Raw genomic sequence first — 12,867 nt, 5'->3', positions numbered from 1 at the left:
CTGCAACCCTGGCGGACGTCCCCGGGCTGGTTGAAACTTGTGCAACGTCGCTTCGGCGGCGTCCGCGCTCCTTGAGGGGGGCCAGGTGAGCGGGGGTGGTGCCGTGTCGGCGCAGCACCACTCCCGCTCGCGCTCCGGCGCGACGGCCGGAGACACACCCGGCCTCGGGGGCAGGTTGCGTCGTACGCCCTGATGTGCCTGACGGTGTCCTGAATGTGTCCTGATACGACCGGTTGGGCCTGTTGCGTCGCGAAGGCGTCAAACGACCGGTCGCGCCCGTTCCACCACCGTGGCCAGATCCAGTGTGTGCGGCAGTGTGCCGAAGGCCGTGCCCCAGTCGCCGCCCAGCCGGGAGGCGCAGAAGGCGTCGGCGACCTCCGCCGGCGCGTACCGCACCAGCAGCGATCCCTGGAGCACCAGCGCCATCCGCTCCACCAGACGGCGCGCCCGCGCCTCGATGCCCTCCAGATCGGCGAGTTCGGTCAGCAGATCCTTGATCGCGCCGTCCAGCCGGTGGTCCGCGCCGCGTGCCCGGCCGACCTCCTTGAGGAAGGCGTCCAGGGACCCCGGCTCGCGCTGAAGGGCCCGCAGCACATCGAGCGTCTGCACATTGCCCGCGCCCTCCCAGATCGAGTTCAGCGGCGATTCCCGCAGCAGCCGGGGCATGCCCGACTCCTCGACATAGCCGTTGCCGCCGAGGCACTCGGAGGCCTCGGCCACCACCGGGGTGCAGCGCTTGGTCACCCAGTACTTGGCGGCGGGCACCGCGAGCCGCAGGAACGCCCGCTCCTGCTCGCTCCCGTCGTCGTACGCCGCCGCCAGCCGCAGCGCCAGCGTCGTCGCCGCCTCCGACTCCAGGGCCAGATCGGCCAGCACATTGCGCATCAGCGGCTTGTCGACGAGCCGGCCGCCGAACGCCTCCCGATAGGTGCAGTGGTGGATCGCCTGCACCAGCGCCTGCCGCATCAGCGCCGTCGAGCCTAGGACGCAGTCGAGCCGCGTGGCCGCGACCATCTCGATGATGGTCCGCACCCCGCGCCCCTCCTCGCCGACCCGGCGCGCCCAGGTCCCGTCGAACTCCACCTCGCTGGAGGCGTTCGACCGGTTGCCCAGCTTGTCCTTGAGCCGCTGGATCATGAACACGTTCCGCGTGCCGTCCTCCAGCACACGCGGAACGAGGAGGCAGGTCAGCCCTCCCGGTGCCTGCGCCAGCACCAGGAACCCGTCGGACATGGGCGCCGAGCAGAACCACTTGTGGCCCCTCAGCGCATACGTCCCGTCCTCCGCGAGCGGCCGGGCCTCGGTCGTGTTCGCGCGTACGTCGCTGCCGCCCTGCTTCTCCGTCATCCCCATGCCGAAGAGCACCCCGGCCTTCTGCGCGGCGGGGCGCAGATCCCGGTCGTAGATCAGTGAGGTCAGCCGGGGCTCCCACTCGGCGGCGAGCGCCGGGTCCGTGCGCAGGGCCGGCACCGCGGCATGCGTCATCGACAACGGGCAGCCGTTGCCCGCCTCGACCTGCGACCAGACCACGAACGCGGCCGCGCGCCGCACATGACCGCCCGGCCGCACCCAGGCCGCGGTCAGCCCCGCGGCGACCCCCTTGCCGAGCAGCCGGTGCCAGGCCGGGTGGAACTCGACCTCGTCGACGCGGTTGCCGTAGCGGTCGTGGGTGCGCAGCTTCGGTGGGTTCTCGTTGGCCTGGAACCCCCACTCCTGCACCTGGGCGGAACCGGCACCGCGCCCGAATCCGGACAAATCAGAGCGGGCCTCATCGAGGAGCGCGGGGTCGAGATGCCGATCGACGGCCTCCACAAGGGCGCGGTCGGCGGTGAAGACGTCATACCCGACCAGAGGCGGAGCCTGGTTGGTCACGGTGTGCGTGGTGGCAGCCATGAAGCGAACCTACCCCTCGGTACGCCCTAGGTCACCCGTCTCTCCCAGGCATACGCCACCCCCTCGGGAAGCGGCCCGGGCAGGGGATGAGCGCAGGCCCGGGCGGCCGATACGGTTAAGGCGTGCAGTCAGCAGCAAGTGAACCCGCCCAGCGGCCCTCCGGCCGTCTCCACCGGGCCCGCGCCCTGTACCGGAACGTCTCCAAGCGCAGGACCGCCTGGCTGCTGCTGAAGGACACGGTCAACTCGTGCATGGAGTACCGGATCCTCGGGCTCGCGGCCGAGGCGGCGTTCTTCACGCTGCTGTCCGTGCCGCCGTTGCTGCTCAGCCTCATCGGGCTGCTCGGATACGTGGACGCCTGGACCGGCGCCGACACCATCCAGAGCCTGGAGCGCAACCTCCTGGAGGCGTCCCGCACGGTTTTGTCCGACAAGGGCGTCACGGAGATCGCCCAGCCGATCCTGCACGACGTGATGAAGGGCGGCCGGCCCGACGTCATCTCCATCGGGTTCCTGTTCGCCCTGTGGTCGGGATCCCGGGCCGTGAACGTCTTCATCGACACGATCACGGTGATGTACGGGCTCGACGGCACCCGGGGCATCGTGAAGACCCGGCTGCTCTCGTTCGTCCTGTTCATCGTGGCACTGCTGATCGGCTCGGTGGCCCTGCCGCTGATGGTCGCCGGGCCGGACGCCGTGGTGAACGTCGTGCCGTGGTCCACGACGGTGGTGCAGATCCTGTACTGGCCCGTGGTCATCGTCCTGTCGATCGTCTTCCTGACGACGCTCTACCACGTGTCCGTGCCGGTGCGTTCACCGTGGGTGGAGGACGCGCCCGGAGCCCTGGTGGCCCTCGCGATGTGGGTGCTGGGCAGCTTCCTGCTGCGCATCTACCTGACCCACACGATCGAGGGGCCGACGATCTACGGCTCGCTCGCCGCGCCCGTGGCCGTGCTGCTGTGGATCGGGGTGTCCGCCTTCGCCGTACTGGTCGGCGCCGCCGTCAACGCGGCCATCGACCGGGTGTGGCCCGCCGCGGCCACGGCCGTGGCGCGCGCGGCGAACGAGCGGCTGCGACAGGAGCAGGCCGCCGAGTACGTGGCCCGCGTCGCCGCGGCGCGCGCCGCCGAGCCCGACGACCCCGACGATCCGGACATGCCCTCCGAGTTCCCGGAGCGCTGGTCCCGCTTCCTGCCCCACGAGGACGTGACCTCCCGCCTGCGGACGACGCATGCCCGCAGCGCGCCCCGGCAGCCCGGGAAGAAGGGCGGGACCGCGGGGGACTGACGGCCGCTACGACGCCGCCGACGCGGGTGTGACGACAGCCCCCAGGCTCGGGCCGTGTTCGGTACGTGTCCTCGCCCCAGCGGACGCATCCCCGTACGAGGGCGGCGGGATGGGCCAGGACCATCCGCTGGTGTGGTGCCGTGAACAGGGCGCGGGACGGGTCTTCTACACGACGCTCGGCCACGCCCGCGAGGCGTAGGGGATCCCGCCTTCCAGGCCCGTCTGCCCGGCGGCATCCGCTGGGCGGCCCGGACGGGGTAGCCGGACGGCCCGGCGCAGGGGGCACCCCCCGATACGCCGTGCCGCGGAAGCCGGGCCGGATCCCGACGGAAGTGCGGCCGGGCGGGGAAGAGATGAGATGCGGTGAGGCGGGCAGGTCCCGTGCGATCCGGTGGGCCCCAGGCGGTGTCGGGCGCTTCCCGGGCGATCGGGTGGGCCCCCGGGCGGTGTCGGGCGCTTGCCGGGCGATCGGGTGGGCCCCCGGGCGGTGTCGGGCGCTTGCCGGGCGATCGGGTGGGCCCCCGGGCGGTGTCGGGCGCTTCCCGGGCCATCGGGTGGGCCCCAGACGAGGAGGAGAGACCGGATGGAGCGTGCGTACGAGGTGACCGCGGACCCGGTGGACACGGCGGACCCCGTGGTCCGCACACCGTACGGAGCCGTGCGCGGGCGGTACGAGCACGGGATCGCCGTCTTCCGGGGCATCCCCTTCGCCGCCCCGCCCTTCGGCCCGCGCCGCTTCCGCCCGCCCGTGCCGCCCGAGCCCTGGGAGGGCGTGCGGGACGCGGGCGCGTTCGGGCCGACGCCCCCCAAACCGCCGTACTCGCAGGCCTTCTCCCGCTATCTGTCCGATCCGGTGGTCGCGGGCGACGACTGTCTCAACCTCAATGTGTGGACACCGGCACCGGAGGCGGGGGCCCGGCTCCCGGTCATGGTCTGGATCCACGGCGGTGCCCTGACCCGCGGCTCCTCCGCCGTACCCGTGTACGACGGCAGCTCCTTCGCCCGCGACGGGGTCGTCCTCGTCTCCTTCAACTACCGCCTCGGAGTGGAGGGGTACGGACTGTTCCCGGACGCCCCGCCCAACCCCGGGCTGCGCGACCAGCTCGCCGCTCTGGAGTGGGTGCACGACGCCGTCGCCGCGTTCGGCGGGGACCCGGACCGGGTGACCGTCTTCGGCGAGTCCGCGGGCGCCATCAGCATCGGCGCGCTGCTGGCGAGTCCCCGCGCCCGGGGACTGTTCCACCGGGCCGTGCTGCAGAGCGGGCCGCCCGAGTCGGCCGAACGGGACAAGGTGCGGCGGCTGGTGCGGCGGATGGCGACCCGACTGAAGGTACCGGCCACCGCGGCAGCGTTCGCCGAGGTGGACCGCACGCTGCTGGCCGAGACCCAGGCGGAGGTGGGCCGCCGGGCCGGTCCTATCCTCGGCGGCCCCGCCTTCGGGATCGTCGTCGACGGCGACCTGGTGCCCCGCGACCCGCTTGAGGCCCTGCTCGACGGCGCCGCCCGGGACGTACCCCTGCTCCTCGGCTGGACCAGTGAGGAGTACCGGCTGTGGCTCGTGCCCACCGGGCTGACCGAGCACATCGACAGGCTGGGCGCGGTGGCTCTGGCCGGGGCCATGGCCCGCTGCCGCTGCGGCCCCGAGGTGCCGCGCGGCTATCGCACCGCCCACCCGGACGCCACCGCCTCCGACCTCGTGGGCCAGATGGTCACCGACCATCTGCTCCGGTATCCGCTGCGCCGGCTGGCCGGCTCGCGCACGGACGGCGACCGTGCGCCCTGCCACGTCTATGAGTTCGCCTGGCGCTCCCGGCTGCCCGGCCTCGGCGCCTGTCACGCCTTGGAGCTGGGCTTCGTGTTCGACAGCGCGGAAGTGCCGGACTCGGCCAAACTGGCCGGCCCCGGCGCGCCCCGTGAACTCGCCCGCGAAATGCACACGGCGTGGGTGCGCTTCGCGACGGACGGCGACCCGGGCTGGCCGGCCTGGGACACCACCCATCCCGTGCGCGTCTTCGGCGGTGACGGGGAGCCCGTTGTCCACGGCCTCCGAGACCCCGAGACGGCGCTCTGGGAGGCGGCGTCCATCCGGCCGGAGCCCGCGCCCGCCGCGCCGGGCGGAAGCGGCTCGCTTCTCAGGGGCGCGCCCCCGCTGTCGGTGCTACGGCGCCTGCGCCGCCCGGGAGCCACCTCGCGGCTGTGAGGCATGGCCGACGCGGGCCCGGCGGGGCTCAGTCGGACGCCGTGTCCGCCGTCGCCCCGAGCACGTCCGCGATCGCTGTGATCGCCGCCGGGCTCACCCGGCAGCATCCGCCGATCAGCCGGGCCCCGGCCGCGCGCCAGCCCGCCACCTGCGTGGCGGTGAACGTGCTGCGACCGTCCCAGGCACGGGCCCCGGCGTCCCACCGCTCGCCGCTGTTCGGGTACACCACCACCGGCTTGCCGGTCACCCGCGCGGCCGTCTCCACCGCGGCGTCGACATCCTCGGGGGCGCAGCAGTTCACGCCCACCGCGATGACCTCGTCCGCGTCGGCGGCCAGGGCGAACGCCTCCTCGAGCGGCTGCCCGGCGCGCGTACGGTCGCCGGAGATCGTGTACGACAGCCAGGCGGGGACGCCGAGCCCGCGCACCGTCCGCAGCAGGGCCTCGGCCTCGTCCGCGTCGGGCACCGTCTCCAGGGCCAGGGCATCGGGGCCGGCCGCCGCCAGCACCTCCAGGCGCGGGCGGTGAAAGGCCGCCAGCTCGGCGATCGTGAGGCCGTAGCGGCCCCGGTACTCGGAGCCGTCAGCGAGCATCGCCCCGTAGGGGCCGACGGACGCCGCCACCCACAGCGGCCGGGTGATGCCCCGCGCCCGCGCCCGCGTCGCCGCCTCGCGGGCGAGGCCGACACTCAGGGCGAGCAGTCCGGCCGCGCGGTCGCGGTCGAGGCCGCGCCGGGCGAAGCCCTCGAAGGTCGCCTGGTAGCTCGACGTGATCGCCACGTCCGCGCCCGCCTCGAAGTACGCGAGGTGCGCCTCGGTGATCGCCTCGGGCCGGTCCGCGAGCAGCCGCGCCGACCACAGCGCGTCACTCAGGTCGTGCCCGGCCGACCCGAGCTGGTTCGACATGCCGCCGTCCAGGACGAGCGTCCCGGCGGCGAGCGCCTCGGCGAGGGGGGGAGTGGTGTTGCCGGTCATGGCCTGACGCTAGTCGAACGAGCCCTCCCCGGGACAGCTCGGGCGGGCCTCAGGCGACCCGGATGCCCACGATGCAGGTGTCGTCGTCGGTGTCCGACCTGCTGTAGGTCAGCAGGCGGTCCAGCTGCTGGTCCAGCGTCGGCGGAACGGTCCGCGCGGCGGTCAGCAACTGGGCGAGGGACTCCTCCACGGAGCGGTCACGGCGTTCGATCAGGCCGTCCGTGTACATCAGAAGCGTGTCGTCGACGGCGAGCTGGACCTCGTGCTCCTCGTACACCGCCTCCGGTACGGCCCCGAGCAGCATGCCCTTGACCAGGGGCAGCACCGCTGTCTCGCCCTCACGCACCAGGACGGGGGGCAGGTGGCCCGCCCTGGCCCAGCGAAGGGTGTGGCGGTTCGGGTCGTACAGGCCGCAGACGGCCGTGGCGGTGACCGCGCCGGTCAGATGGTGCGCCACCATGTTGAGCCAGGACAGCAACTGAGCCGGCCCGGCGCCCGTCACGGCGAGCCCGCGCAGCGCGTTGCGCAGGACGACCATGCTCGTGGCCGCCTCGATGCCGTGTCCGGCGACGTCGCCCACGCACAGCAGCACCAGCCGGGACGGCAGGACGACCGCGTCGTACCAGTCGCCGCCCACCAGTTGCTCGGTCTCCGCGGGCCGGTAGCGCACCGCCACCTGGAGGCCGTCGGCCTCCAGCGGGGCCTGCGCCGGGGGCATGATGGCGTGCTGCAACTGGAGGGTGAGCCGGTTGCGCTCACTCGCCTGCTGCTCGGTGTGCGCGAGCTGGTCGCGGGTCGCGGCGAGCGCCATCTCCGTCCAGTGCTGGGCGGAGATGTCCTGGTATGCCCCCCGTACGACGAACAGCCGCCCGTCGGAGTCGAGGACCGGTTCGGCCACGACCCGGATGTGCCGCGTCACCCCGTCCGGGCGTTGCAGCCGGAAGGCCGTGGACGCCGGCCGCCGGTGGTGGAGCAGGGTGCGCAGAAACCTGCCGATGGCGACGGCGTCGTCCGGGTGGGCGTGCGCGGTCAGGTCCTCCAGGGGCACCGGCAGGCTCGACGCGGGCTTGCCGTAGAGGGCGAAGAGCTGACCGTTCCAGGTGATTTCACCGGTGACCAGGTTCTCCTCGAAGCCGCCGATACGGCCGAGGCGCTGAGCGTGCTGGAGCAGGCTCGCGAGACGGGCCGCCTCGTCCTCGATGCGCCAGATGAGCAGCACGCTGCCCGCGAGCCGGCTGATGCTGATGTCGGCGACCGCCGCCAGCGGGACGTCGCCCACCAGCGCGGTGAGCCGCATCCGATGGGCGCGGAAGGGCTCGCCCGTGGCGTAGACGCGCTCTATCCGGTCGAACAGCTCGCTCTGCCCGGCGGCCATCGGGTACGCCTCCAGCAGCAGGGCACCGCTCACAACGCCCCGCGGCCGGCCGGCGGGGTCCAGGAAGCGGCCGTTGACATGCTGGATGCGGAAGTCGACGAGATTCCCGTCGGGGCCGAGATGCGGCACCAGCACCAGAGCGGGGTCGTGCAGCCCGTCCGCCAGGTCCATCAGCTCCGCGGTGTCCGGTACGACGCGGGGCCCCGCGTCCCCGTCGGGGAAGGGGCGCGCACAGCTCTCCAGGGTGTGCGCGCACAGCTCGGCCAGGGCCTCGATCTGACGGGCGATCTGCGGTGGCTGCGGGTCCAGCGGAGCGGGCCAGGCGATCTCCAGCACACCGTGGATGCGTCCGCCGGTACCGGCGGGCAGGGCCACCCGTCCGCCGTCGGGGTGGTGGTGCTGCCCGATGGAGGGCAGACCCGTCGTGGACAGGGAGGCGATCCACTGCCCCGCACGCTCGGCGAGACCGCGTCGCGCCACGGTCGCCACCCCCGGGGGCACATACCGCCAGCGGCCGGCCTCCGCCGCCGAGAACCCGGCACTGCCGGCCAGTGTGAGGGAGCCGTCCGAGCCCACGGCCCAGATGGCTACGGCCACCGCGCCGAGCGGAGTCAGGGCGTGCTCCAGCAGGGAGTCGGCCACGGCCTGGGTGTCATCGGCGGCCAGCGCGCCGCTCTCGGCGGCCCGCAGCCGTACGGCGGAGGACGTGCCCGGGGCCGTCGCGCCCTCCTCCTGGGCGCCGGAGTTCGTCGTGGCGGCCAGGAAGCCCGAGGTGACCTCCGACAGCCGGTCGCGGGAGGCCTGGTTGATGACCTCCACCGCGAACTCCAGCGGGGTCGCGCCCGCCTGCTCGGTCAGCTCGGCGAGCTGCCGGGCCGCCTGCGCGGGGCCGCAGCCCAGCCGTTCGACCAGGATGCCCTTGGCGAGTTCGATCAGGGCGCGGCCATCGGCCTGGGCGTGCGCCGCCAGCACCTCGCGCCGAAGCCGTTCGACGGTGGCCGCGAGCCTTCCGACGCGCGAGGCGGAGGGCCGCGCCACGTCACCTGAAGCGACGGTATCGACGTAGCCGCCGCTCGTCCGCGCGCTGCCGTCCGGGCCGACTCCGGTGGACTCCAAGCCCTCCAGGCCGACGACGGCGGACTCGAAGCCGTCCGGGCCGACGACGGTGGACTCGAAGCCGTCCGGGCCGACGACGGTGGACTCGAAGCCGTCCGGGCCGACGACGGCGGAGACGAAGCCGGCCGCGGGGACGACGGCCGGGTCGGCGGCCGTCGGGAGCGCGGCGTCCGGACCGACGGCGGGTGGACCCTCTGCGGTCGGGCTCGGGCCGGCGGGCCCCGTGGTCGCCGGGCTCACGGCCGTCGCGGCGCGGGCCCCCGGATCCGTCGGCTCGGTGCCGGCCGGGCTCGGGGCGGGCCCCTCGGGGGCGTGCTGGGGATCGCTCACGGTTGCCCTGTTCCTCGGCTGGGACGTCCGGGGACGCCACACGGACGGCGCCGGCAGGCGCCCGGTCGGCTGGTACGCACGGCGGGGCACCCCCTGTCAGGCGGGCAGCCAGCGTCGGACGCAGGCGATGAGGTCGTTCGTGTCGACGGGCTTGGTGACATAGTCGTTCGCCCCCGACGCGAGGCTCTTCTCCTGGTCGCCCGGCATCGCCTTCGCGGTGACGGCGATGATGGGCAGATCCGCGTACTGCGGCATCGTGCGGATCTCGGCCGTGGCCGCGTACCCGTCCATCTCCGGCATCATCACGTCCATCAGGACCACCGCGATGTCAGGGTGGGCGAGCAGCGTCTCGATGCCCTTGCGGCCGTTCTCCGCGTGCAGCACGCGGAAGCCGTGCAGCTCCAGGATCCCGCTCAGTGCGAAGAGGTTGCGCGCGTCGTCGTCGACCACCAGCACCGTACGGCCGAGGAACGCGTCGTCCAGGGGCTGCGCGGCCGTGTGCTGCGGTTCCTCGGCGCGGACCAGGGACAGCACGTCCCCCGGTTCCTCGGCGGACAGATGCAGGGTGATGTGCTCACGCAACTCGTCCAGGCTGGACAGGAAGTCCAGCGGCCGGCCCCCCGAGCGGGACCGCAGGGCATGCTCCTGGGACAGGTCCACCCGGTGGCCGCTGTGCACGAGCACGGGGACGCTCGCCAGCGCGGAGTCGCCCTGCATCGCCTCCAGGAAGCGCGACGCCTCCTCGTCCGGCATGCCCAGTTCGAGGACGACGCAGTGGCACGGCTCGGCGGCCAACGCACTCGCCGCCTCCTGCGCCCCGATGGCGGTGATGATGTCGATCGCCCTACGCGTGTCGCCGCCGTCGCGATCGTGCGCGATGTCCGCGACCGCGCTCTCCGCGACCAGGGTCAGCAGACCGCGCGGACGCTCCTCCACGACCAGCAGCCGCCGCCTGCGCTGCCCCGGCATCGCCACGGGGACGGAGGAGCTTGGACGCGGCGCCGGTACCACCTCGGCGGTCACCGGGGGGCCGGCCTGCTCCGGCGGCCGCCCGCTGCCGTCCACCAGCTCCTCGAAGTCGGCGCGCGCCACGGGCAGATAGAGCGTGAATGTGCTGCCCTGCCCCGGCGTGCTGTCGACCGTGACAGCGCCGCCGAGCAGATGGGCGATCTCCCGGGTGATCGACAGACCGAGCCCGGTGCCGCCGTACTTGCGGCTCGTCGTCCCGTCCGCCTGCTGGAACGCCCCGAAGATGCTCTCCAGTTGCTGCTGGGGGATGCCGATGCCGGTGTCCTTCACCCGGAAGGCCACGACCGCGCCGCCGCGGACGACCTGACCGGGCACCTCCTTGTCGGCGGCCGGCTCGATGCGCAGCTCGACGCTTCCCTGCTCGGTGAACTTGACCGCGTTCGACAGCAGGTTGCGCAGGATCTGACGCAGCCGGGAGTCGTCGGTGAGCAGGTCGGCCGGGGCGCCGAGGGCGGTGGTGACCGTGAACTCCAGGCTCTTCTGCGTCGTCATCGGGCGGAACGTGGCCTCGACGTACTCCAGAAGCTGCCGCAGCGAGACCCGCTCCGGGCTGACGTCCATCTTGCCCGCCTCGACCTTCGACAGATCGAGGATGTCGTTGATCAGCTGGAGCAGGTCGGAGCCCGCGGAGTGGATGATGCCCGCGTACTCGACCTGCTTCGGGGTGAGGTTGCGCGAGGGGTTCTGCGCGAGCAGCTGGGCCAGGATGAGCAGGCTGTTCAGCGGGGTGCGCAGCTCGTGGCTCATGTTCGCCAGGAACTCCGACTTGTACTTGGAGGCCAGCGCCAGCTCCTGGGCGCGGGTCTCCAGCTCCTGCCGGGCCTGTTCGATCTGGAGGTTCTTGGCCTCGATGTCGCGGTTCTGCGAGGCCAGCAGGGACGCCTTCTCCTCCAGCTCGGCGTTGGAACGCTGAAGCTCGTCCTGCTGGACCTGCAACTCCTCGGAGCGCGCCTGGAGTTCCGTGGTCAGCCGCTGGGACTCCTCCAGCAGTTCGTCGGTACGGGCGTTGGCCACGATGGTGTTGAGGTTGACGCCGATGGTCGGCATCAACTGGCCCAGGAAGTCCTGGTGGATCTGGGTGAAGCGGGTGACCGAGGCCAGCTCGATCACGCCGAGCACCTGGTCCTCGACCACGATGGGCAGCACCACCAGGGCGCTCGGCACCACCTGGCCGAGCCCCGAGGAGATGGTCACGTATCCCGGCGGAAGCTCCTCCACACTGATGGCGCGGTGGTTGCGGGCGGCCTGGCCGACCAGTGAGCGGCCGACGGGGATACGGGTGGGGCGCTCCTTGTCGTCGGGGTACCCGTAGGAGCCCACCAGCCGCAGTTCGGGCCCGCGTTCGGTGTCCTCCGCGAGGTAGAAGGCGCCGTACTGGGCCGACACCAGGGGCGACAGCTCATCCATGATCAGCTCGGCGACGACGGGGAGATCCCGGTGACCCTGCATCAGCCCGGAGATCCGGGCGAGGTTGGTCTTGAGCCAGTCCTGCTCCTGGTTGGCCCGCGTGGTCTCCCGCAGGGACTCGACCATGGAGTTGATGTTGTCCTTCAGCTCGGCGACCTCGCCGGAGGCCTCCACGGTGATCGAGCGGGTCAGATCGCCCTCCGCGACCGCGCTCGCGACCTCGGCGATGGCACGGACCTGCCGGGTCAGGTTCCCGGCCAGCTCGTTGACGTTCTCGGTCAGCCGCTTCCAGGTGCCCTCGACGCCTTCGACCTCGGCCTGCCCGCCGAGCCGCCCCTCGCTGCCGACCTCCCGCGCCACACGGGTGACCTCGGCGGCGAACGACGAGAGCTGGTCCACCATCGTGTTGATGGTGGTCTTGAGCTCCAGGATCTCGCCGCGGGCGTCGACGTCGATCTTCTTCGACAGGTCGCCGTTGGCCACCGCGGTCGTCACCAGCGCGATGTTGCGCACCTGGCCGGTGAGGTTGTTGGCCATCGAGTTGACGTTGTCCGTGAGGTCCTTCCAGGTGCCCGCCACATTGGGCACGTGCGCCTGCCCGCCGAGCCGCCCCTCGGTGCCGACCTCGCGGGCGACGCGGGTGACCTCGTCGGCGAACGCGGACAGTGTGTCGACCATCGTGTTGATGACGTCCGCGAGGGCGGCGACCTCGCCCTTCGCCTCGACGGTGATCTTCTGCGACAGGTCGCCGCGCGCCACGGCGGTGGCTACCTGGGCGATGGAGCGGACCTGGCCGGTCAGGTTCGACGCCATCACGTTGACGTTGTCCGTGAGGTCCTTCCAGGTGCCCGACACGCCCCGGACGATGGCCTGCCCGCCGAGGTTTCCCTCGGTGCCGACCTCGCGGGCGACGCGGGTGACCTCGTCGGCGAAGGCGGAGAGCTGGTCGACCATCGTGTTGATGGTGTTCTTGAGTTCGAGGATCTCGCCGCGGGCGTCGACGGTGATCTTCTGGGAGAGGTCGCCCTGGGCGACCGCGGTGGCCACCTGGGCGACGTTGCGGACCTGGGCGGTGAGGTTGCCCGCCATGAAGTTGACGGAGTCGGTCAGGTCGCGCCAGGTGCCCTTGACGCCCTTGACGTCCGCCTGTCCGCCGAGCCGCCCCTCGGTGCCGACCTCGCGGGCGACGCGGGTGACCTCGTCGGCGAAGGCGGAGAGCTGGTCGACCATCGTGTTGATGGTGTTCTTGAGTTCGAGG

At 72.7% G+C, this 12,867-nt stretch carries 6 protein-coding genes and 1 pseudogene; 3 read left to right on the top strand and 4 right to left on the bottom strand.

Annotation, left to right across the window (positions count from 1 at the left end; translation table 11 throughout):
- Positions 1-258: 258 nt before the first annotated feature.
- Entirely contained in the window at positions 259-1,893 is a 1,635-nt protein-coding gene (locus ACIP94_RS12490; protein WP_402423485.1) for an acyl-CoA dehydrogenase family protein, read from the bottom strand.
- A 122-nt stretch (positions 1,894-2,015) separates the two neighbouring features.
- Here ACIP94_RS12490 and ACIP94_RS12485 point away from each other — a divergent pair, with 122 nt between their 5' ends.
- From ACIP94_RS12485 to ACIP94_RS12475, 3 genes and pseudogenes are all read left to right on the top strand, one after another.
- On the top strand, positions 2,016-3,179 hold the full coding sequence (locus ACIP94_RS12485) for a YihY/virulence factor BrkB family protein (protein WP_402423482.1): 1,164 nt from the start codon (positions 2,016-2,018) through the stop codon (positions 3,177-3,179).
- Positions 3,180-3,237: 58 nt separating this feature from the next.
- Positions 3,238-3,440, top strand: a pseudogene (locus ACIP94_RS12480) (ThuA domain-containing protein); the annotation flags it as partial.
- A gap of 322 nt (positions 3,441-3,762) precedes the next feature.
- Positions 3,763-5,379: a carboxylesterase/lipase family protein gene (locus tag ACIP94_RS12475; RefSeq protein ID WP_402423479.1), complete on the top strand. Its 1,617-nt coding sequence runs from the start codon at positions 3,763-3,765 to the stop codon at positions 5,377-5,379.
- Positions 5,380-5,407: 28 nt separating this feature from the next.
- Here the strand turns inward: ACIP94_RS12475 and mmuM are convergent, their stop codons facing one another.
- From mmuM to ACIP94_RS12460, 3 genes are all read right to left on the bottom strand, one after another.
- Positions 5,408-6,352, bottom strand: coding sequence for a homocysteine S-methyltransferase (gene mmuM, locus ACIP94_RS12470; protein WP_402423477.1), 945 nt, complete (start codon positions 6,350-6,352; stop codon positions 5,408-5,410).
- 49 nt (positions 6,353-6,401) lie between these two features.
- Positions 6,402-8,765 carry a SpoIIE family protein phosphatase gene (locus ACIP94_RS12465; protein ID WP_402424256.1) on the bottom strand — a complete coding sequence of 788 codons (2,364 nt, stop codon included), beginning with the start codon at positions 8,763-8,765 and terminating at the stop codon, positions 6,402-6,404.
- Positions 8,766-9,269: 504 nt separating this feature from the next.
- A partial coding sequence (locus tag ACIP94_RS12460; RefSeq protein WP_402423475.1) for a HAMP domain-containing protein occupies positions 9,270-12,867 on the bottom strand: 3,598 nt, incomplete at its 5' end.

The organism is Streptomyces sp. NPDC093261, assembly GCF_044753645.1.
Lineage (GTDB): Bacteria > Actinomycetota > Actinomycetes > Streptomycetales > Streptomycetaceae > Streptomyces.
The sequence above is the reverse complement of the archived record's forward strand: the minus strand, read 5'-3'. Positions and strand labels throughout refer to the sequence as shown.